General features: G+C 68.3%; 22 protein-coding genes and 1 tRNA gene. 8 read left to right on the top strand and 15 right to left on the bottom strand.

Annotated features, from left to right (window positions below; genetic code table 11):
- Both SCNU_RS11950 and SCNU_RS11955 read right to left on the bottom strand, forming a co-directional pair.
- The coding region (locus tag SCNU_RS11950) for a DUF222 domain-containing protein (RefSeq protein WP_009679636.1) at positions 1 to 390 on the bottom strand (390 nt) is incomplete at its 3' end.
- 112 nt (positions 391 to 502) lie between these two features.
- Positions 503 to 1,105 (bottom strand): DNA-3-methyladenine glycosylase, encoded by a 603-nt coding sequence (locus SCNU_RS11955; RefSeq protein WP_009679637.1) that lies wholly within the window; start codon positions 1,103 to 1,105, stop codon positions 503 to 505.
- Here SCNU_RS11955 and SCNU_RS11960 point away from each other — a divergent pair.
- On the top strand, positions 1,104 to 1,541 hold the full coding sequence (locus SCNU_RS11960) for a type II toxin-antitoxin system Rv0910 family toxin (RefSeq protein ID WP_009679638.1): 438 nt from the start codon (positions 1,104 to 1,106) through the stop codon (positions 1,539 to 1,541). The two genes, SCNU_RS11955 and SCNU_RS11960, sit on opposite strands and share 2 nt — an antisense overlap.
- Before the next feature lie 9 nt (positions 1,542 to 1,550).
- On the opposite strand, the gene SCNU_RS11965 is transcribed toward SCNU_RS11960, so the two are convergent.
- Positions 1,551 to 2,294, bottom strand: coding sequence for a sunset domain-containing protein (locus tag SCNU_RS11965; RefSeq protein ID WP_009679639.1), 744 nt, complete (start codon positions 2,292 to 2,294; stop codon positions 1,551 to 1,553).
- A gap of 66 nt (positions 2,295 to 2,360) precedes the next feature.
- Positions 2,361 to 2,433 (bottom strand) — tRNA-Arg (locus SCNU_RS11970).
- 190 nt (positions 2,434 to 2,623) lie between these two features.
- Between SCNU_RS11970 and SCNU_RS11975 the strand changes: the two genes are divergently transcribed.
- Positions 2,624 to 2,776 (top strand): hypothetical protein, encoded by a 153-nt coding sequence (locus SCNU_RS11975; protein WP_009679640.1) that lies wholly within the window; start codon positions 2,624 to 2,626, stop codon positions 2,774 to 2,776.
- 14 nt (positions 2,777 to 2,790) lie between these two features.
- Here the strand turns inward: SCNU_RS11975 and SCNU_RS11980 are convergent, their stop codons facing one another.
- The 7 genes from SCNU_RS11980 to SCNU_RS20040 all read right to left on the bottom strand — a co-directional run bounded on the left by SCNU_RS11980 (position 2,791) and on the right by SCNU_RS20040 (position 10,672).
- On the bottom strand, positions 2,791 to 5,508 hold the full coding sequence (locus tag SCNU_RS11980; protein WP_009679641.1) for a fumarate reductase/succinate dehydrogenase flavoprotein subunit: 2,718 nt from the start codon (positions 5,506 to 5,508) through the stop codon (positions 2,791 to 2,793).
- Complete coding sequence (locus SCNU_RS11985; RefSeq protein ID WP_009679642.1) at positions 5,505 to 6,266, bottom strand: ABC transporter ATP-binding protein; 762 nt, start codon at positions 6,264 to 6,266, stop codon at positions 5,505 to 5,507. The genes SCNU_RS11980 and SCNU_RS11985 overlap by 4 nt, the downstream gene beginning before the upstream one ends.
- Positions 6,263 to 7,081, bottom strand: coding sequence for an ABC transporter permease (locus SCNU_RS11990; RefSeq protein WP_083812601.1), 819 nt, complete (start codon positions 7,079 to 7,081; stop codon positions 6,263 to 6,265). The genes SCNU_RS11985 and SCNU_RS11990 overlap by 4 nt, the downstream gene beginning before the upstream one ends.
- Positions 7,082 to 7,128: 47 nt before the next feature.
- On the bottom strand, positions 7,129 to 8,508 hold the full coding sequence (locus tag SCNU_RS11995) for an ABC transporter substrate-binding protein (RefSeq protein ID WP_009679644.1): 1,380 nt from the start codon (positions 8,506 to 8,508) through the stop codon (positions 7,129 to 7,131).
- Between the two features lie 47 nt (positions 8,509 to 8,555).
- A complete protein-coding gene (locus tag SCNU_RS12000) occupies positions 8,556 to 8,783 on the bottom strand; it encodes a 4Fe-4S dicluster domain-containing protein (RefSeq protein ID WP_009679645.1) in 228 nt (75 codons plus the stop codon).
- 23 nt (positions 8,784 to 8,806) lie between these two features.
- Positions 8,807 to 9,553: a GntR family transcriptional regulator gene (locus SCNU_RS12005; RefSeq protein ID WP_009679646.1), complete on the bottom strand. Its 747-nt coding sequence runs from the start codon at positions 9,551 to 9,553 to the stop codon at positions 8,807 to 8,809.
- A 222-nt stretch (positions 9,554 to 9,775) separates the two neighbouring features.
- The gene (locus SCNU_RS20040; RefSeq protein ID WP_009679647.1) at positions 9,776 to 10,672 is read right to left on the bottom strand and encodes a DUF4189 domain-containing protein; all 897 of its coding nucleotides are present in this window, start codon (positions 10,670 to 10,672) and stop codon (positions 9,776 to 9,778) included.
- A 104-nt stretch (positions 10,673 to 10,776) separates the two neighbouring features.
- Here SCNU_RS20040 and SCNU_RS12015 point away from each other — a divergent pair, with 104 nt between their 5' ends.
- Both SCNU_RS12015 and cobF read left to right on the top strand, forming a co-directional pair.
- Positions 10,777 to 11,601 carry an SDR family oxidoreductase gene (locus SCNU_RS12015; protein ID WP_009679648.1) on the top strand — a complete coding sequence of 275 codons (825 nt, stop codon included), beginning with the start codon at positions 10,777 to 10,779 and terminating at the stop codon, positions 11,599 to 11,601.
- 17 nt (positions 11,602 to 11,618) lie between these two features.
- Positions 11,619 to 12,359 carry a precorrin-6A synthase (deacetylating) gene (gene cobF, locus SCNU_RS12020; RefSeq protein WP_009679649.1) on the top strand — a complete coding sequence of 247 codons (741 nt, stop codon included), beginning with the start codon at positions 11,619 to 11,621 and terminating at the stop codon, positions 12,357 to 12,359.
- Between the two features lie 10 nt (positions 12,360 to 12,369).
- Here the strand turns inward: cobF and SCNU_RS12025 are convergent, their stop codons facing one another.
- The gene (locus SCNU_RS12025; RefSeq protein WP_009679650.1) at positions 12,370 to 13,119 is read right to left on the bottom strand and encodes a 3'(2'),5'-bisphosphate nucleotidase CysQ; all 750 of its coding nucleotides are present in this window, start codon (positions 13,117 to 13,119) and stop codon (positions 12,370 to 12,372) included.
- Positions 13,120 to 13,189: 70 nt separating this feature from the next.
- Here SCNU_RS12025 and SCNU_RS12030 point away from each other — a divergent pair, with 70 nt between their 5' ends.
- The gene (locus SCNU_RS12030; RefSeq protein ID WP_009679651.1) at positions 13,190 to 14,074 is read left to right on the top strand and encodes a DNA-formamidopyrimidine glycosylase family protein; all 885 of its coding nucleotides are present in this window, start codon (positions 13,190 to 13,192) and stop codon (positions 14,072 to 14,074) included.
- A 3-nt stretch (positions 14,075 to 14,077) separates the two neighbouring features.
- Here SCNU_RS12030 and SCNU_RS12035 read toward each other — a convergent pair whose 3' ends face one another.
- Together SCNU_RS12035 and SCNU_RS12040 are read right to left on the bottom strand one after the other, a co-directional pair.
- The gene (locus SCNU_RS12035; protein ID WP_009679652.1) at positions 14,078 to 15,283 is read right to left on the bottom strand and encodes a DUF4185 domain-containing protein; all 1,206 of its coding nucleotides are present in this window, start codon (positions 15,281 to 15,283) and stop codon (positions 14,078 to 14,080) included.
- 102 nt (positions 15,284 to 15,385) lie between these two features.
- Complete coding sequence (locus SCNU_RS12040; RefSeq protein WP_009679653.1) at positions 15,386 to 16,732, bottom strand: DUF4185 domain-containing protein; 1,347 nt, start codon at positions 16,730 to 16,732, stop codon at positions 15,386 to 15,388.
- A gap of 134 nt (positions 16,733 to 16,866) precedes the next feature.
- On the opposite strand from SCNU_RS12040, the gene SCNU_RS12045 reads away from it, so the two are divergent.
- From SCNU_RS12045 to SCNU_RS12055, 3 genes are all read left to right on the top strand, one after another.
- Positions 16,867 to 17,607, top strand: a complete 741-nt coding sequence (locus SCNU_RS12045; RefSeq protein WP_040518322.1) for an SDR family oxidoreductase — start codon at positions 16,867 to 16,869, stop codon at positions 17,605 to 17,607.
- A gap of 44 nt (positions 17,608 to 17,651) precedes the next feature.
- Positions 17,652 to 19,349: a glucose-6-phosphate isomerase gene (gene pgi / locus SCNU_RS12050; protein ID WP_009679655.1), complete on the top strand. Its 1,698-nt coding sequence runs from the start codon at positions 17,652 to 17,654 to the stop codon at positions 19,347 to 19,349.
- A gap of 96 nt (positions 19,350 to 19,445) precedes the next feature.
- A complete protein-coding gene (locus SCNU_RS12055; protein WP_009679656.1) occupies positions 19,446 to 20,051 on the top strand; it encodes a hypothetical protein in 606 nt (201 codons plus the stop codon).
- 173 nt (positions 20,052 to 20,224) lie between these two features.
- Here SCNU_RS12055 and SCNU_RS12060 read toward each other — a convergent pair whose 3' ends face one another.
- Entirely contained in the window at positions 20,225 to 20,581 is a 357-nt protein-coding gene (locus tag SCNU_RS12060; RefSeq protein ID WP_009679658.1) for a chorismate mutase, read from the bottom strand.
- Positions 20,582 to 20,587: the final 6 nt, after the last annotated feature.

The raw sequence follows: 20,587 nt of genomic DNA on the forward strand, positions 1-20,587 counted from the left end.
GATCGCCCCCTCGGCGACCGCGGCAGCGGTGTCGGGGAGTACCGGCGCCAACGTCTCACCCGTCAACGCGGTGAAGCGGCCGATCGCGGCGGCGCTAGTGCGACGCCGCGTCGCTGCACCGTCACCCAGCCGCAGTCCCTGCGCCAGGTAGGAGTGCACCGACAGGTAGCCGGCTTTGCGGTAGGCGCCGCGGTCGGAGATCTCGACCAGCAGTGCCGCGTCGAGGCCGTCGAAGCGGCGGTGAGTCCGCTCCAACGACTCCGACACCGACAGCAACGCGTCCTCGGACACCGCCGCCAGCGGCAACCGCGCGAACCGGGCGACGACCGCGTCGAGCAGGGCGGCGAGCTCGGCCGGATCATCCGGCAACTCGACTACGCTGCCATTCATCCCACTCATCCGGCTCACCCCCTCGGGACCCTGCACTCCGGCGTTCGAATCTATGTCTGAACACTAGCGCGACCCTCTGACAATTTCGGATCCAGCGACTTGCGACGAGCCCTTACGCCTTCGGATGTCGTCGGTACGCCGAGACCGACGGCTCCCCGTCGAGCCAGAACCGCCACGGCCGGTCGGCGGCCAGTCGGACCCCGACGCGCGGGCCCGAGCGGATCCGCTCCGCGGCGATCGTCTCGGAGGCCGGAAGCAGGTGCACGCCCTTCGCGTCGAGCAGATCGGTGTGCAGGTCGGCCTTGGTGATGCCCAGCGCTCTGGTGAGATTCCCAGGCCCGCGGGCGAGCAGATGGTCGGCCACGTCGCCGCGGCGGTCGTGGGCCAGGGCGAGGCCGTCGACGATCGCACCGGCGCGGATCAGGACCGCCGAACCCCGGCCCTCCGGGCTCGTGACGATGTTCGCGCAGTGGTGCGTGTGGATCTGGTACACGTACAGCCGATTCGGCGGCCCGTACATGATCTCCGAGCGGGCGGTGCGCTTGAACGCGTGCGACGCCGGATCGTCCGGGCCGTTATAGGCCTCCACCTCGGTGATCAGCGCGGATACGCCGTGACCGACGAACACTCGGCCGAGGAGTGCACGGGCGGACGCCAGGACGGGCGGGTCCTGATCTACCTGTGACGACTGGTTGCGGTTAGTCTCTGTAGCCATGGCCAAGACCAGTGATTCGATTCATGTCGCGCTCTCCCCGGAAGACGCTTTCGCGTGTGCCGCAGACCTCGAACGGTACGACGACTGGCTCGTGCTCCACGACGGCTGGCGCAGCCCGCTGCCCGCCGCCGACGAGCTGAAGAAGGGCACCAAGGTGTCCTCGGTCGTCTCGGTGAAGGGCGCGCGCGTGCGCTTCGCGTGGGAGATCGAGAAGTTCAACCGGCCGGGCGAGGTGGCACTCAAGGGCAGCGGCAAGGGTGGCGTCAAGGCCAAGATCAACCTGCTCGTCGAACCCGAGGGCGACGGATCCAAGGTCACCTTCCTCATCGACCTCGGCGGACTGCCGCTGATCGGACCGGCGGGCAAGGCCGCCGCGATGGCGGTGAAGGGTGACATCGAGAAGTCGCTCGTCAAGTTCAACGAGCTGTTCGGGTAGTCGGACGCGTCATCCGTCGGCAGGCGCGAAGCCGCCCTTGTCGGCGGTCGGCGCCGTCGCGAACCAGAGATCGGGAGTCACCGACTCGTAGTCGGGATGAGCCGGCCGGTAGTAGAGCCCGGACTCGGTGACCGCCTTGATCGGATAGCCGTCGGGCGCTCGCATCGGATCGTCGTGCAGTGGTCGCGATGCGCCGATGGGCAGCGGCACCGCCCCGCCCTCGGACGGGACACGTGCTCCCGGACGCGCGGGCACCGCGGCCGCGGCGGCGGCCGCCTTCGCCTTGTCGGCCCTGGCGATCGCGCCCGCGGCGCTCGACTCCGTGCCGTCGGCGAGTGCCTTCAGTCGGGCGGCGCGCTCGTCGGAGATCGGCGGGAAACCCGGCCCGGTCGCGGGCGCGAACGTCGCGTAGTCGTAGGAGTTGCGCCCGCGCAGCCACACCAGGATCAGCCCGACCACCGGGACCAGCAGAAGCAGCATCCACCACCATGCGGAGACGTCGTCGGAGTCGGAGTCCTCGGCCTCGGCGACTGGTCCGTGCTCGTCGGCTGCCTCGATCGACAGGACTTCAGCGACCGAGGGATCGTCGGAGTCGGTCACCAGCGGGACGCCGGGGAGCGGCTCGTACGAGGCGTCGTAGATCGCGGGTAGCGAGTCGTTCTGCGCATCCGCGTGTACGGGGGCGGTGACCGACAGCGCGGCGGTGGCCGCGACAGCGAGTGCGATGGTGAGGGCGCGGGTACGCGACGTCATCACTGGTGGATCCTCCTGAGCTGAATCGCACTGGAAAGTGCTTCGCTCAAGACTCTAGACACTGCGTGCTCCCGGCAGGATTCGAACCTGCGACACCCGCTTTAGGAGAGCGGTGCTCTATCCCCTGAGCTACGAGAGCGGAGACCGGCTGTGTCGTGGCAGCAGTCCGGTGGTCGGCTGCCGGGCCGGTCGCGTCGACGGCGCAGGTGGGGATTGCGTCGCCGACGAGAGCAGTCTACGTGAGGCCTTTCGGGCCGGTGGGGTCGACCAGAAGCAGGTGATTGCACCGGGGTCTGGAAAGCATCCCGGAATGCGCATAGCGTGAGGTCATGGCTGATTCAGAACACGAGACCCACACGCACCCCGACCACACGCACGGACCCGACTGCGGCCACGAGGCGGTGGAGCACGACGGGCACATCGACTACATCCACGACGGGCACCGCCACTCACCGCACGGCGACCACTACGACGAGCACTGAGCACCGACTTCAGGTCACCGCGCCGCGGCCCGTACATCGGCGTCCTCGTCGTGGCCGGCGAGGGCCATGAGCTCGGCGACGTCGGGGTGCTCGGACCAGGGCCGGAGCGTCTGAACGGCCGCTTTGCGGACGTCACCGTGACGATCGGTCACCAGTTCCGCGAGAGCGGCGACGGTCTTCGGTCCGGGTGCCACCGCCAGCCCGGTCGCCGCGCCCTTGCGGACCTGCCAGGCGCTGTCGCGCAGGGCTTTTCGGAGCACGTCGCCGTCGGTCTCGGCGTCGCCGAGAGCGGCGAGCGCGGTGAAGGCAGCCGCTCGGACCAACGGGTCGATATCGGTCGACAGCTCCCGTAAGGTGGCGGCGCCGTCGCCGATCGTCGCCAGACCCTGGGCCGCCACCACTCGAACCTCGCGGTTGGCATCCCGGGCCGCGACCGCGACCGACGGCGCGTCGTTCAGCGAGACCAGCCCGCGGATCGCTTCGATGCGAACACGATGATGCGGGTCGGTCAGGGCCCGATCGAACAGACCGGGCTCCGCGGCCTTGAGCGACCGCAGGAGATCGAGGACCCCGGCCCGGACCAGATGGTCCTCCGAATCCGCCACCTCGTGGAGGGCTGCGACGAACCCGGCCTCGGCGGACAGGATCTCGACCAGTTCACGGAGAGCCTCGACAGCGGTGCGACGCACGGCGGCATCCGGGTCGGACAACGCGGCAGCCAGCGCTGAGTCGAATCCGTCGGGAGTGTGCTCGGTCAGCGTGGCCAGCGCTGTGCGGCGCACCGCGGGATCCTCGTCCTCGAGATAGTCGGTGAGTTCCTCGACCGTGACCGACTCCATGCGGACCAGCTCGGCGATCCGCGGCGACAGCGGCTCGTGCGTCGCCGGGGTTTCGGGGCGGGTGTCGTCCGGGACCGGGCCAGGGGTCCCACCGACGGTGACGGCGGGGCCGACGCCGCTCCGGGGCTGCTCCACTGCGATCACCGAACGATCTTGCGGCGGAATGTGATTGAGGCCCTCGACGGGAACGAGGTACGGCGCCACCGGGCGACCGATGAACTCCATCGCTCCGCCTGCATTCTTGCGGACGTTGAGGTGATAGCCCCACCGCGCGTCGTCGCGATCGGGGAGGTCGTCGCGCTGGTGGTACAGCCCCCATCTGCTCTCCGTGCGTGTCAGCGAACTGCGGGCGGCGAGTTCGGCGCAGTCGCGGATGAAGTTCACCTCGGCGCAACGCATGAGCTCGTGCGGAGTTCGCCCGCCCATCTGCGCGATCTCGCCGCGCATCCGCTCGAACGTCTCCACCGCGATGCCGAGTTTGTTCGACGTCTTCGGCGGCGCGACGTAATCGTTGACGAATCGCCGGAGCTTGTACTCGACCTGTGGCTGGGGCGGCCCGTCGGGATTGCGCAACGGCCGGTAGATCAGCTCGTGAGCGTCTGCGATCTGGTCGGCGGGCAGCTCACCCGGCGCCGGGGTGTGCTTCGCGCGGTCGCTGGCGTGGCTGCCCGTCAGCTCGCCGTAGACGAACGCGCCGATCATGTAGTTGTGCGGGACGCAGGCCAGGTCGCCCGCGGCGTAGAGTCCGTCGACCGTCGTCGCCCCGTTCTCGTCGACCCAGACCCCTGAGGCGGAATGTCCACTGCACAAACCGATCTCGGAGACGTGCATCTCGATGTCGTGCGTGTGATAGCTGTGGCCGCGATTCGCGTGAAACGTTCCGCGCGTCGGACGTTCAGTGGTGTGCAGGATCGATTCGAGGGTGTCGATGGTCTCGGTCGGCAGATGCGAGACCTTGAGATAGATCGGGCCGCGGGCGGAGTCGATCTCGCGGACCACCTCCTTCATCATGTCTCCGGACCAGTAGTCGGAGTCGACGAATCGATCTCCGTCGGCGTTGACCTGGTAGCCGCCGAATGGGTTGGCGACGTACGCGCAGGCGGGGCCGTTGTAGTCCTTGATGAGCGGGTTGATCTGGAAGCACTCGATGCCGCTCAGCTCGGCTCCTGCGTGGTACGCCATCGAGTACCCGTCGCCGGCATTGGTCGGATTCTCGTACGTGCCGTACAGGTAACCGGAGGCCGGCAGTCCGAGCCGTCCGCAGGGGCCGGTGGCCAGGATGACCGACTTCGCGCCGATCACGTAGAACTCGCCGGTGCGGGTGTGCAGCGCCGCAGCGCCGACGGCACGGCCGTTCTCGGTGAGGACGCGCACCGGCATCAGCCGGTTCTCGATGGTGATCTTCTCGCGCATGTCACGACGCCGAAGGACGCGGTACAGAACCTTCTTGACGTCGCGGCCCTCCGGCATCGGCAGCACGTACGAACCAGACCGGTGCACCCGGCGCACCGCGTACTCGCCGTACTCGTCCTTCTCGAACTTCACGCCGTACCGCTCCAGACGCGAGATCATGCCGAATCCGCGCGTCGCGGTCTGATAGACGGTCTTCTGGTCGACGATGCCGTCGTTGGCGCGGGTGATCTCGGCGACGTAGTCCTCGGGCACCGCCTTTCCCGGGATCACCGCGTTGTTCACGCCGTCCATCCCCATCGCCAGCGCGCCCGAGTGCCGGACGTGCGCCTTCTCCAGAAGGAGGACGTCGGCGCCGTTCTCGGCAGCGGTCAGGGCGGCCATGGACCCCGCGGTGCCTCCGCCGATCACCAGGACGTCGCAGTCCAGGCGATGCGCAGCCGAGACTGCCGGTGCAGTGAACTCTGCGTGTGCTGCGGTCATCGGTTCGTCTCCTGTGGTGTCGAAAGTGTGTTGTGCGCGGTCAGGGCTTCGATGACGGCGGCCCGTGCGCCGTCGTTGGCCGGGCTCGCCTGCCGCGGCCGTGGAACGTCGACGACTCGCCGGACTGGCTCACCTGCGGCACCGAGGACCACGACACGGTCGCCGAGCAGGACGGCCTCGTCGACGTCGTGCGTGACGAACACGACCGTCGCGGGATGGGCGTGGAGGGTACGGATCAACAGTTGCTGCATGGAAGCCCGCGTCTGGGCGTCGAGCGCTCCGAACGGCTCGTCCATCAGCACCACGCGGGGTGCTCCGGCGAGCCCGCGCGCCAACTGCACGCGCTGCCGCATGCCGCCCGACAACTCGCGTGGCAGATGGTCGCCGAAACCGTCGAGGCCGATCTCGGCGATCCACCGATCCGCCTCCGCCGACCGACGGGCCCGTGGCACACCGCGCAACTGGAGGGCGAGCAGGATGTTCTTGCGAACGGTCCGCCACGGGTGGAGGGCGTCGTCCTGGAACACCATGGCCCGATCGCGCGAGGTGCCGACGATCGCCGCACCGTCGGCGGTGACGGTTCCGCCGTCGAGGGGACGCAACCCGGCGACGGCGCGCAACAGGGTGGACTTCCCGCAGCCCGAGGGCCCGGTGACGACCAGGATCTCGCCTGACGCGATGGTGAGCGACAGTCCGTCGACGACGGCCCGGTCGCGGTGCTTGAGGATGAGGTCGGAGATGTCGATGGTGGTGCTCATGGTCGCCCTTCTCCGCGCGGGAGCCACCGGGTGATGCGGCGTCCGATCAGCTCGATCGCTCCCGAGGTCGCCGCGCCGAGGGCGGCGATCGTGAACATGCCGACGAACACACCGGGGTAGTCGACGACGGTGTAGCTCTGCCAGGTCTGGTAGCCGATGCCGAGCCTGCCCGAGACCATCTCGGCAGAGATGAGGCAGATCCATGCCACTCCGATTCCGACCGACAGACCGCCGAACACGCCCGGTGTGATGCCCGGCAGGATCACTCGAAGGAGCACGTCGCGGCGCGTGCCGCCCATGGTCAGGACCGACTCCTCCCAGATGGTCGGCAGCGCGCGGACCGCATGCCGGGTGGAGACGATGATCGGAAAGACGGCCGCGACGCAGGTGATGAAGACCATGCCCGACTCGTCACTGGGGAACACCAGGATCGCGATCGGAACGAGGGCGATCGCCGGGATCGGCCGAGCCAGTTCGGTGAGTGTTCCCACGGTGTCGCCCGCGGCCTGCGAACGGCCCAGCGCGATACCGAGGGGCACGCCGACCACCGCGGCGAGGGCGAAGCCGCTGCCGATCCGGATCAGCGACTGCGCGATGTCGATGTAGTACGCGTCGGTGTGCAGGCGCGCCCACCAGGCGGACGCCACCTCCGTGGGGGACGGGACCGTGTCGAAGTGGAGCCAGAACACGACGTCGCCCGCGGCCAGGAGCTGCCAGACGCCGACGGCGACCAGGACCGTCGCGACGCGCAGCGCCCAGCGGCGCGCTGAGTGTCCGCCGCGGTGACCGGGATCGGCGGTCGGAGTCACGGGCATGTCGAGGGGCCGCTGGGCCGGCGGTGCGGCGGCGATCGTCGGCGTACTCACGGCGTCACCTGCGAGACGGCCTCGTCGTAGGTGACGGGGGCGGCGTCGGGATGGGTCGAACGATACTTCTCAGCACTGTCCGACGTGGTGAACGCCTGGAACCGATCTCCCTCGCGGAGCCAGACCGCGTGATCGGCGAACCATCGGGTTCCGAGCACCGGGTCGGTGACGTATGCGGCCTTCACCGCGGTTCCGTTGTTGCGGGCGGAGCGGATGAGACGTAGGACCCCGGTGTCGTCGGAGGTCTTGGTCGCCCGCGATCCGCCGTACCAGACCTCGCCGACGGCGACCGACTCGTTGCCTGCGCGATCGACCAGCGCCCGATAGTCGCCGCCGGTGGCGGCCACCGCTCGGCGCAGCGGACCGTCGTCGACGAAACTCGACAGATCGACGGGGTTCGGGAAGCTGCCGATCGAGGTCAGATACGGAAGGTCGTCGGCGAGAGCAGCGGTCAACGAGGGCTTGATCGCGGGGTTGAAGTCGGTGCCGCCCGGTCCGTTGTAGAGGTACACGACTTCGGCGGGCAGTCCGCTGTGCTCGGCGACCTGCTCGGCGGCCTTCAGCGGATCGTGGACGAGCGCGGCGGTCGCGTCGAGCTGAGCCTTCAGGAATGCTTCGACCACTTCGGGCTGCTGCTTGATGAACGAGTTGCGGGCGATCGTTCCATGCAGGGTGGGCCGTCCGAGCTCGGCGCCGTCGTAAACCAGCTTCGCCTTGTGCTGGAAGACCAGCAGCCCCGGCCACGCGACGAACTGGGCGAGTGCGTCGACCTTGCCGCTCTCCAGAGCTGTGGCGCCGATCTGCGGTTGCTGATTGGTCACATCGACGTCGCCTGCCGGAATCCCGGCTCGATCGAGAGCGGCGATCGCGGTGCCGTGTCCGGCCGAACCGACGCTCGCCGAGACGCGCTTGCCGCGAAGGTCGCTGACGGATCTGATCGGCGAGTCCGGACGCGTGACGATCATGTTCAGCGACCCGGTGGGCGACGACCCGGTGATCGACAGGATCGAGGTCGCTGTCGAATCCGACGCATTCGCGCGGGAACCGTTGACCAGCAACGGATAATCGCCCATCGATCCGATGTCGATCTTGCCCGCGATCATCCCGGTCGTGATCGGTGCGCCGGTGTCGTAATCCTCCCAGCGAACGTCGTAGGTCTTACCGTTCGCCTTGCCGAGTTCGGCGAGCCGTCGCTCGAAGTCTCCGCGTGCTCTCAGGAGGGTTCCCGCGGTGACGGTGTTGATCGTCTTCGACTGATAGCCGACGACGATCGGTGTGGTGCCGTCCGCGGCGTCAGACGACAGGGAGCAGGAACTGGCGCCGACCACGACGGCTGCGGCGATGACCGGTGCCAGGAGATGGCGGACTCTGGGCATGACGGATCCTCACAAAGACAGAAGGGGAGCGAAAGGGGGTTCGGACTTCAGCGGAGCAGGTACGGCATGTTCACGGTGACGGCACCGGTGGGGCACCGGATCGCGCAGGGGCCGCAGTACCAGCACTCGTCGACGTGCATGAACGCCTTGCCCGACTCCGGATTGATCGCCAGCGAATCGAGGGGGCACGCCTCCACGCAGACGTTGCATCCCTCGATGCAGAGGGACTCGTCGATGGTCACGGGGACGTCGACGCGGTTGGTGACTTGAGCCATGGGGGATCTCCGATCTCGAAGGGTCAGTGTTCGGATGCCGCGCGCAGCGCCGTCGCATGGAGCGTGATGCGGTCGCTGCGCATCCGGATGTACTCCAGGTCGACGGGGCGTCGTTCCGGGCCGAGTGCGGTGAGCCGTTCGATCAACAGCAGTGCGGCGCCCGGCGGCACGTCGAGGATCGCGGCCGAATGCGGGTCCGCGGTCGCGGCTTCGACGCTGTGTCGTGCGGAATGGAGTGGTCGGCCGGTGCTGTGCTCGATGAGGCCGAACACGTCGTGGTTCTCGAGGTCGAGCCCGAGCAGCGGGACGCCGACGTCGGGCACGAGATAGGTGAGGTCGAGGCTCACCGGCTCCTGGTCGAGAAAGCGCAGCCGCTCGATGTAGACCACGTCGGCGGACGGCTCGAGATGCAGTCGTCGTGCGACGGCGGCCGGGGCTCGAACGATCGTCGCGACCCGAATCTCGTTGCGGACGCATCCGTACCCGGCCAGCGTCTCCGAGAGACCGCAGAGCTCATCGATTCCGTGCTCGGCCCGTCGACGGGCGACGCGGGTGCCGACTCGGGGGCCGCGGTCGATCCGTCCCTCCGCGGACAGCAAGGCGAGAGCATCGCGGATCGCATTGCGCGACACCCCGAACTCGTCGGCGAGACGTTGTTCGTCGAGTCGATCGGCGCGGTCGCCGCGGTCGATTCCGCGCCTCAACACGTCGGCGACGAGGCGCGCGGCGTCGGCCCTGCGTCGACGATTCAGGTCAGGCGATTTCGGCATGGATGGGAGCCTAAGGGCACCCGCGCGACCATCCGCTGAACGTTGATTTCAGTCGTCGACGGCTACCGGAAACCCGCCATCTCGACACCGGAGATCATGCCACTGACCTGCGGGGATGTATGCCTGATCGGCGAATGCGCCACCCGATGGGCGCGCTCGGGTAATTCAATTCAGCGCGGGCCTAAATGCGGCCGGCGAACGATGACGCGGTGAGGCGCCTGCTCACTGCGCGTTCGCGGTGCACTGCACCGTCAGCAGCTTCGGATCGGCGCCCTTCACCTGCCCGATCGCGGTGTCGATGGCGCCCTGGCGGGTCGCCGCCCAGCCCCATCCCCAGTAGAGGTTCTCCTGCGACTGCGCCACGGCACCGCAGGCGTTCCAGAATCGAAGAACGGTCTCGCACGTGGAGGCGCCGCACTTGCTCATCGCCGCGCTGACCGCGGACTCCTCGGTGAGGTTGTTGATCGAGTAGCCGATGTCGCCAGTGGTGCGCGAGATCGCGATCGAGCCGTAATAGGTGGTGGACGACGTCGTCGGGACGGCCGGTGGAACGTTCGGATACGACGGCGAGTACGACGGAGACGGCGACGACGTGGGCGGCGTGGAGTACGGCGTCGACGTCGACCCCGGTGACTCGGGTGCCGACGACGAGGTGCCCGCCGCGTTGTGGGGCGTGCTGTCGTCGCCGCGCGTGCCGAACCAGACCGCGATGCCCGCGCCCAGCAGCACGAGCACGGCGATAGCGGCGATCACCGGGACGTGTCTGTTCGACGACCCGTTCCCGGTCGGGGGCTGCCCGCCGCCCGGGTACTGGCCGTACGGCTGCTGTCCGTACGGAGGCTGCGTGGGCGGCGGTCCGTACGGCGGCTGACCGTACTGCGGAGGTCCGCCGTACTGGGGCTGTCCGTACTGGGGCCCGCTCGGTGGCGGCCCGCCGTATTGCGGTCCGTTCGGCGGCGGCCCGCCGTACGGGGGTCCGCTCGGAGGAGGCTGCTGCTGCCCGTACGCGGGCCCGATCTGCGTCTGGTCGTAGGCGCCCGGCTGCGCGTCTCCGTACGGATTCTGCTGGGGATCGCCCTGCGGTCGATCGCCGGGATACGGGCCGGGCTGCTGGTTCATGCGATAAGCATGTCACCGACGCGGGCCGGTTGCGATCCCCGGTACGACGAACGGTGGACACAGTGTCCGCGCAGCGCCGATGGGCCCCCGCTACCGTAGGGGCCATGACCAAATCGATCACCGGGCAGCGGACTGTGCTGGTCACCGGAGCGAGCAGTGGAATCGGTGAAGCCGTCGCACGACAGTTCGTGGCACTCGGGCACAAGGTGTACGGCACCAGCCGGAACCCGGACGCGGTGGCGAACCCGATCCCCGGAGTCACCTACGTCCGTCTCGACAACGAGGACTACGCCTCGGCGACGGAGTGCGCGGCAGCGGTCGGCGACCTCGACATCCTCATCAACAACGCGGGCGAGAGCGCGGCGGGCGCCTTCGAGGACACGCCCATGGACGCCGTCGAGCACCTGTTCAAGGTCAATGTCTTCGGGCCGGTCGCGCTGACCAAGGCCGTGCTTCCGCGGATGCGTCATCGACGGACGGGGACCATCGTGATGGTCGGATCGATGCTGTCGAGCTTCCCCGTCGCGTTCCGCACCAACTATGCGGCCACCAAATCGGCGCTCAAGGGCTATGCGATGGCTCTGCGCCGCGAGGTCGCGCCGTACGGAATCCGCGTCACCACAGTGGAGCCGGGCACCATCGCCACCGGCATCGGCGATCGTCGCACCATTCACATCAAGCCGGACTCGGTCTACCGGGAGGAGTACGAGACCCTCGCCGCGGCGACGCGGCGCAACGAGGCGAAGGGGATCTCGGCGGCGTCGATGGCCGCGCAGATCGTCGAGGCGGCACTGGCGGAACACCCGCGTCCGCTGTATGCCCGCGGCAATCGCGCGCCGGTCGTCTTCACCCTTCAGCGCTTCGTGCCGCGGCAGCTGGTGCTGGACCTGACCGCGCGCATCCACGGCCTCAAGAAGGTGCGACCCTGAACGCGACACTGCTCCGGGTGATCGGCATCGGTCCCGGCTCGCCGCGCCAGATCACCTTGGAGGCGGTCGACGCGATCGCCGCTACCGACGTCTTCTTCGTCCTCGACAAGGGTTCCCGCACCAGCGAACTCACGGCGCTGCGCGAGGGGATGCTGGCCGCTCACGCGGCACCCGGTCATCGACTCGTCGCCGTTCCCGATCCCCCGCGCGATCGGTCACCCGCCGACTACGAGGCCGAGGTCCGGCGCTGGCACACCGCCCGGGTCGACGCCGTGGAGGCAGCCGTCGCGGACCATCTGCGGCCGGGGGAGACCGGCGGTTTCCTGGTGTGGGGCGATCCCGCCCTTTACGACTCGACGCTCCGGATCCTTGCGCAGCTCGCCGAACGCGATGGCCGGGAGATCGACGTCGAGGTGATCGCCGGCGTGACGAGTGCGTCCGCGCTGACCGCGGCGCACGGGATCGTCGCCCACGGGGTCGGTGAACCGATCCTGACCACGACGGGCCGACGGCTCGCGTCGACACCGGACGGCGCCAACCTGAATCAGATCGTGATGCTCGACTCCGACCTCGCGTTCCGGGCGACCGCAGCGGCCGACGACATCGTGTACTGGGGCGCTTATCTCGGTACCGAACACCAGATCCTGGTGAGCGGACGCGTAGCGGACGTGACCGCGGAGATCGAGGAGAAACGCGCCGAGGCACGAACGCGCCTCGGCTGGATCATGGACATCTACCTGCTGCAGAAAGCGCGCTGAACCGCTCGGCTCACCAGGGCGTCGCGACGGCGTCGAGGACCGCGTCCGCGATCTCCGGGCGGCAGATGATGAAGTCCGGCATGTACGGCTGCGGGTTGTTGTAGACGATCGGCCGACCGTCGAGACGACTGCAGTGCAGGCCTGCGGCGAGAGCGACGCCGACCGGGGCGCAGTTGTCCCACTCGTACTGGCCGCCCGAATGCACGTAGGCGTCTGCGTCGCCCCGCACCACCGCCATCGCCTTCGCCCCCGCGGAGCCGATGCGCACCGCGTCCATCCCGAGCCGGTCGGCGACGGCGGCCGAATGGTACGAGTGGCCGTAGCGGGACACCGCCAGTCGACCGGTGAGCGGTCCGTCGGCCGGCGGAACGTGGTCGCTGCGGAACACCTCGCCCTTCGCGGGCAACGACACCGCAGCCACCTCCGGATGCCCGTCGACCGTCAGCGCGACGTGCACCGCCCAGTCGGAGGTGCCCATGGAGAACTCGCTCGTGCCGTCGAGGGGATCGATGATCCACACGCGCTCGGCGGTGGCTCGGTCACCGACGTCCTCGGCCTCCTCCGAGAGCACCGCGTCGTGGCGACGATGTCGGGACAGCACAGTCGAGATCCAGGCCTGCGCCATCGCATCGCCGACGTCGCCGATCAGGCGGCCGTCGAGCAGGTCCCGATGACGGACCCCGAGGAGGATCTCACCCGCGCCCTCCGCGATGGCTGCGGCGAGTTCGGCGTCGGAGATCGCGGGGGAGGACGGGCGCATCCTCTAACTAGAACACACGGCCGATTGGCGGCGGCGTGAGATTGTCAGGGGTGTAGCGCACACTGGGGACATGCCGGAGCTTCCCGAAGTGACCGCCATCGCGACGTTTCTCGACTCGCGCGCAGCCGGGCTGCCCATCCGCCGGGTCGACGTCGCGTCCCTCGCTGTGCTGAAGACTGCCGACCCGCCGTACACCGCGCTCGCCGGCCGCATCGTGTCCGCGGTCGACCGGATCGGCAAGTACCTCGTCATCCGCACGGCGCCCGGCGCCGGGGAGGCCGACGTGGAGATCGACCTGGTGATCCACCTGTCTCGCGCCGGCTGGGTCCGCTGGAGTGACGCACTGTCGCAGACGCCGCCGAAGCCGGGCGGCAAGGGACCGATCGCGCTGCGCGTGCACTGCGGGCTGCCGGGCGAGGGCTTCGACGTCACCGAGGCCGGGACGCAGAAGCGACTGGCCGCGTGGATCGTCCGGGACACCGCCGAGATCGAGCGGATCAGCAGTCTCGGTCCGGACGTGCTCGGCCTCAGCCGCGACGAGTTCGGCGCGATCCTGGCGGGCAGCACCGCACGCATCAAGAACTTGATCACCGACCAGCGGGTGATCTCCGGAGTCGGCAACGCCTACTCGGACGAGATCCTGCACACCGCGAGACTGTCGCCGTTCGCGACGTCGAAGTCGATCTCCGACGACCACGTCGACGACCTCTACGAGGCGACACGGTCCGTGCTGCTCGGGGCGATCGAACGACTCGAAGGGCAGGAGGTGGCGCGACTGAAGTCGGAGAAGCGGACCGGGCTGCGCGTGCACGCCCGGACCGGGATGCCGTGCCCGGTCTGCGGCGACACCGTCCGCGAGGTGTCCTTCGCCGACCGGTCGTTCCAGTACTGCCCGACCTGCCAGACCGGTGGCAAGGTGCTCGCCGACCGGCGGATGTCGCGCCTCCTCAAATGAGGATCACCGCACGTTGGTGCGGACCAGCAGCACGTTGTAGTCGTCCCAGCGGCTGGCGTTGAAGTACAGCTCGGGTCCGGTTCCGCGCAGGGCCGGTGAGTTCGGCAGCATCATCGGCGCGTAGAGCTCCAAGCTCGACGGCGCGACGAGCCGCGGCGGGCTCCACGGTCCCTGCGGTGAGGACGCGGTGCGCAGCCGCACGCCGCGCGGACTGTCGAGCATCACGTACTTGTTCAGGACCGGGCTCCAGTTCACCGACAGCTCGGTGACCGGGCCGCGGACGATCGGGCGCGCGGCGTCGGGTGTCGGCGCCCAGCCGCGGCCGGTCCAGTACTCGTACTTGCCGAGATCGAGGATGTCCGACGGCCGGAACCGTGCCACGTAGGCGGGCCCGAAGCGGCCGTTGGGCGTTCCGTACTGGAACACCCAGCCTGCGTCGGCGCCGCTGCCCTTCACGTACGCGCTCTGCTGGAAGTTCGCGTCACCCGCCTGCATCGACGGCGAACCGGCCCCGAGCGGGACGGTGACGCCCGCATTGATCCGGATGGTGTTCTGCGGGGTGAACCAGCTGTGGCCGTTGTCGCTCGAGACCGCTGTCGCGGAGTAGTTGGTGTACCAGACGCTGGGCGGACCCCAGGCGCGGACCGACATGTAGTTCACGTACTGCTTGCCGTTGATCGAGATGCCCGCGGTGGGGATCGTCGTCTTCTCGATGCCCTCGAAGCCGAGAGCACCGAACATCTGTCCGGCGTAACCGCCGCCGTCGAGGCGGAGACCGTCGGCGAGGTTCTGGTCGCCCGACCGCAGCAGTGCGTTGTGACGCCACTGCTGATCGCCGGTCAGGCAGTTGCCGAACGTGTCGCCGAACGCGAGGAGGGTCTGCCCGCGGCCGTTGTCCCAGGCGACGCCGACGTCGGTGCCCGAGACGCCGAACCGGCCGAACGTCTTGTTCATGCTGCGCGGGCCGGTGACCCACGCGACCGTCTTGGTGCGACCGCTGTCGTAGACCGGCATCGCCTTCTGCGGACCTGCCGCCGCGCCGATCTTCGGCAGGAACCGGCCGATCAGCGGAATCGGGACGATCGGCCCGCTGTTGCTGCACGCGCGAGCGTCGGCGACACCAGGTGTCGCGACGGCGGTCAGCGCGGATGCGGCGACGATGGCACCGGCGAGCAGAGCCTGGAACGAGCGGTGTCTCGGACGGCGCATGATTTCCAATCTGTGGCAGGAGTGTTGATCGTGCCTTCCTTGTTAACAGGCTTCTCAGCTCTCGTACAGGAACCGGGCCATCACGAAAGGGACTCGAATGCGTCAGCGAGACAACCGGGATCGGACTAATGCGACGTTGTAGTCCTTCCACAGGCTGCCGTTGAAATACAGGTCGGGACCCGTTCCGCGCAGTGCCGGCGACTGCGGAAGCATCATCGGCGCGTACAGGCCGACCGTCCCGGGAACCAGGGTTCGCGGCGCGCTCCACGGACCTTCCGGGTGATCCGCGGTCCGGATGCGCACCGCGGTCGTGCTGTCGAGCATCACGTACTTGTTCAGGTACGGACTCCACGCGACAGACAGCTCACTGATCGGCGCCCGGACCACCGCGGCCGCATCGCCTGCGGGCAGCTCGTCGATGGAGTCGGCCCACCGATCGCCGGTCCAATACTGATACTTGCCGAGGTCGAGGACGTCGGCCGAGCGGAAACGTGTGAGGAAGGCCGCGCCGAAGCGGCCGTTGGGGGTACCGAACTGGTACGTCCATCCCGCCTCGTCCCCGTGTCCGGCGACGTAGGCGCTCTGCTGGAAGTTCGTGTTCGCGGCGTGGACCGAGGGCCAGCCGTCCGGCAGCGGGACCGTGACGTTCGCGTTCACCCGGATCGTGTCGAGCGCGGTGGTCCACGTCTGACCGTTGTCCGACGACACGGCGATCGCCGAGAAGTTGGTGTCCCAGACGCCCGCGGGTCCCCAGTGCCGCACCGACATGTAGTTGAGGTACTGCTTACCGTCGATCGCGATCGCGGCGGTGGGGATGGTGGTGATCTCGACGCCGTTCCAGCCGATCGCGCCGATCATCTGACGGGCGAGCTGTGGCGCGTCGGCCGAGACCGACGCGCCGGAGGCGATGTCGCCGGGGACACCGTCGGGCACGGTGATCCCGTCGGCGAGGTCGTCGTCGGTGGTGCGCAGCAGAACATTGTGGCGCCACTGCTGGCCGGAGGCGCTGCAGTCGCCGAAGGTGTCGCCGAAGGCCATCAGTGTCTGGCCGGCGCCGTTGTCCCAGGCGATGCCGAGGTCGGTGCCGGAGATCGCGAATCGGGAGAAGGTGCGGTTCCGGCTGCGCGGTCCGGTGACCCACGACCGCAGGCTGGTCGTGCCGTTGTCGAACCAGGGCAGTGGCCCCTGCGGTCCTTGCGCGCCGTCCGACGAGCCGGAACCCGATGAGCCGAGGGAGCCGGACGATCCGAGCGATCCGGAGTCCAAGGACCCGGATGAACCCGATGAGCCCAGGGAGCCGGAGTCGAAGAACGGGAGGGACGAGCCGTTGCCCTGATTGCCGCACGGTGCCGCGGCGGCCTCGCCGACGAACGGGACGGCGGCGAGCAGAGCGGTGGCAAGGGAGGCCGCGGTCGCCGCCGCGATCGCGTTGCGCCTGAGCAGGCCCATGCGGAACTCCTGTTACGAAAGTTACTGGTGTGGCAGAAGTGACTAAATTCTCAGAAATGTTCCCATTCGCGACAGCTGGAGTGCAACCGGTCACTGCGAGGAGAGGCCGGATCGTGACCGGTAGATTCGGCGGCATGATTCGCGACAAGATCATCATCACCGGAGCGAGTTCGGGACTCGGCGAAGGCATGGCGCGCGAGTTCGCCGCGCGCGGACGGAGTCTCGGCCTCGCGGCCCGTCGGATCGATCGTCTGGACGCGCTCGCGAGCGAGCTCGAGCCGTCCGCGGCGGCGGTCGCCGTCGCGCAACTCGACGTCACCGACGTCGACGCGGTGCCCATCGCCTTCGACGCGCTCGCCGAGGAACTCGGCGGCGTGGATCGGGTCATTGTGAACGCCGGGCTCGGCAAGGGTGCGCCGATCGGGACCGGTCACGCGGCCGCGAACATCGAGACCGTGCAGACCAATCTGGTGGGTGCGCTCGCGCAGATCGAGGCCGCGATGGCGATCTTCCGCAGACAGAATCACGGCCACCTGGTGCTCGTCAGTTCGATGAGCGCGGTGCGCGGGCTGCCGAAGGCGCAGGCCGCGTACTCGGCGTCGAAGGCCGGCGTCTCGGCGCTGGGCCAGGGGCTGCAGGCAGAGCTGGCGGGCAGTCCGATCGCCGTCACCGTCCTGCTGCCCGGCTACATCGAGACCGATATCAATCGCGGTGTGAAGACGTCGATGATGACCGACACGGAATCGGGTGTGAAGGCGATGGTCGCCGCCATCGAATCCGAGCGTTCGCGGGCCGCGGTACCCGCCTGGCCGTGGACGCCGATCTCCTGGGCGCTACGAATTCTGCCGGATTCTATATCGGCGAGATTGATATAGCCACACGTCGCCAACATCTCAATCGACCGCATAATGTGGGGCCAATGATGACGAATCTGCGCGGACGGCTCGACGGGGGCGATGAATTCGACATCACGTCGACCGTCTCGTGGCACGCGCTGGCTGCTCACCAGCAGCATATGTACTCCCTCCACCTGCGAGAACTGTTCGTGATGGACCCCGATCGGGGTCGCGAACTGGTGGTCGACGCGGCTGACCTGCACATCGATTTCTCGAAGAATCTGATCACCCGCGAGACCGTCGAGCTGCTCGCCGCACTCGCTCGGGAAGCGGGGGTCGAAGAGCAGCGTGACGCGATGTTCGCGGGCGCCCACCTCAATACGTCGGAGGATCGGGCGGCGCTGCACATCGCCCTGCGACTGCCGCGCGACGCACAGCTCATCGTCGACGGACAGGATGTGGTGGCCGACGTCCACGACGTGCTCGACCGGATGGGCGACTTCACCGATCGCGTGCGCGGCGGGGACTGGACCGGGCACACGGGCAAGCCGATCACCGACGTCGTGAACATCGGAATCGGCGGCAGCGACCTCGGGCCGGTGATGGCGTACGAGGCGCTGCGGCACTACCGGCACCCCGGGATCACCGGACACTTCGTCTCCAACAGCGATCCGTCGGACCTCGTGTCGGTGCTCGCCGGGCTCGATGCCGAGACCACGCTGTTCGTCGTCTCGTCGAAGACGTTCACCACGCTCGAGACCATCACCAATGCGACGGCGGCGCGGTCGTGGCTGCTGAGCCGGCTGGGGCTGTCGGACGGTGACTCCGACGCCGTGGCCAAGCACTTCGTCGCAGTCAGCACCAACGCCGACGAGGTGGCGAAGTTCGGCATCGACACCGACAACATGTTCGGATTCTGGAACTGGGTCGGCGGCCGCTATTCGATCGACTCAGCCATCGGACTGTCGTTGATGATCGCTATCGGCCGTGAGCTGTTCGATGAGTTCCTCGCGGGATTCCACGCAGTCGACGAGCACTTCCGCACCGCGCCGCTGGAGCAGAACGCGCCGGCGATCCTGGCTCTGGTCGGCCTCTGGTACTCCAACTTCTGGGACGCGCAGTCGCAGGCGGTGTTGCCCTACTCCAACGACATGGCGCGGTTCCCGGCCTACCTGCAGCAGCTGACGATGGAGTCGAACGGCAAGACGGTGACCGCGGGCGGCCATCACGTCACGTCGCCGACCGGCTCGATCTATTGGGGCGAGCCGGGGACCAACGGCCAGCACGCCTTCTACCAGCTCCTCCACCAGGGGACCTGGCTGATCCCGGCCGACTTCATCGGCTTCGCTCAGCCGCTCGACGATCTGCCCGCGGCCGACGGCAGGTCGATGCACGACATTCTGATGAGCAACTTCTTCGCGCAGACCCAGGTGCTCGCGTTCGGCAAGACGGCCGACGACATCGCGGCGGAGGGCGTTCCGCCGAAGCTGGTACCGCACAAGGTGATGCCGGGCAATCGTCCGTCGACGTCGATCCTGGCGCCGAAGCTGACTCCGTCGGTCCTCGGCCAGCTGATCGCGCTCTACGAGCATGAGACCTTCGTCAAGGCGATGGTCTGGGGCATCAACCCGTTCGATCAGTGGGGCGTGGAGCTCGGCAAGAAGCAGGCCGTCGACCTGGTCGGCGTGATCAGCGACGACCCGGCGCCGTCACCGCTGCCCGACTCGTCGACCGACGCCATGGTGCGCTGGTACCGCGGGATGCGGGGTCGCGCGACGTAGTCGCGGGTCGCGTGACGGTCGGCGGGATGGCGAGGCCGGACACGCCCGGCTTGTGGGCTCGTGAAACCTGTTCGGGAGGCCGTGCGTCTAAGAGGCATGGGTCTGACGCGATCGGTCGAGTTGAGCGCCGCCGAGTATCTGGCCGAACACGACGGCGTGATCACCACTGCGCAGGCGCGCACGCCGGGAATGTCGCCGGGGCAGGTGCGATCGCGGCAGCTCCGCGGTCTGTGGATCCCGCATGCGCGGTCGACGTTCCTGTCCGCGGAACACCGCATGACCGAGATGGCGCGAGTCCGGATCGCGGGTGCGGCGCACGCGGGTTCGGTGGCGGTGAAAGACATTGCGGTGACCGACCTTCCGCTCACCGTGCTGGCGTCTGCGGCGGAGCTCGACGACGGTATCGCGATGATGGACGGGGCGCTCCAGATCAAGCGAGTGACGCTGAAGGAACTGCGTGCCGCGTTGGATCGGAACGTCGGCGCCGCGGGCATGGGCCGCGCGCGGAAGCTGCTCACGTCGGCTGAAGACCTGTCGGAATCGGAGCTGGAACGCAAGTTCGTGCGCTTCTTGCGACGGCTGGGCCTTCCACCACCAGCACGACCGCTGGGAGAGCGACAACGCGACCATGAGCGAACTGGTCTCGATCGGCTGGCTCCCTCTGCCGTACACCTGGAAACGCTTGGAGTTCCAGCCCGATGAGGTGCGCTCTGAGCTCCAGCGAGCCTCCAGCGAGCATTGGAACTCCGCCGCGGTGTCGCGTGAGCGGAAATAGTGCGACATTCGGCGTTCCTGGGAACGCCGAATGTCGCACTTTCGGTCAATGGCAGTTCAGCCGGTCCGCCGCAGACAGCGCCTCCACGCCTACTGTGCGGTCATCGCCCGAGCGGGCCGCGCCCGAGGCGGAGGAGAAGCATCGCCAGAGTGTGGCCCTCGGACCCGAGGGCGGAGAAGCGGTCGAGGACCTTCATCTCGCGACTGTGGACCAGGCGCGGGCCGCCGGCCGCCATCCGATGCGCGCCGATCTTCTTCGAGACCGCACTGCGCCGCTGGATCGCCGCGAGGATCACCGCGTCCATGCGGTCGATCTCGACCCGCAGTTCATCGATGTCCTCCGGCAGGGCGGTGACATCTGCGCTCAGGTTGAGGGCGTCGAGATCCAGGTCGAACGGACTGCCGCCGTTCCCGTCGGCCGAACCGCTGCTGCGCTGCTGATCATCCCGGTCACTCACGCTTCC

Origin of the sequence: Gordonia neofelifaecis NRRL B-59395 (assembly GCF_000192435.1) — a bacterium.
In the GTDB taxonomy this organism is placed as follows: Bacteria; Actinomycetota; Actinomycetes; order Mycobacteriales; family Mycobacteriaceae; genus Gordonia; species Gordonia neofelifaecis.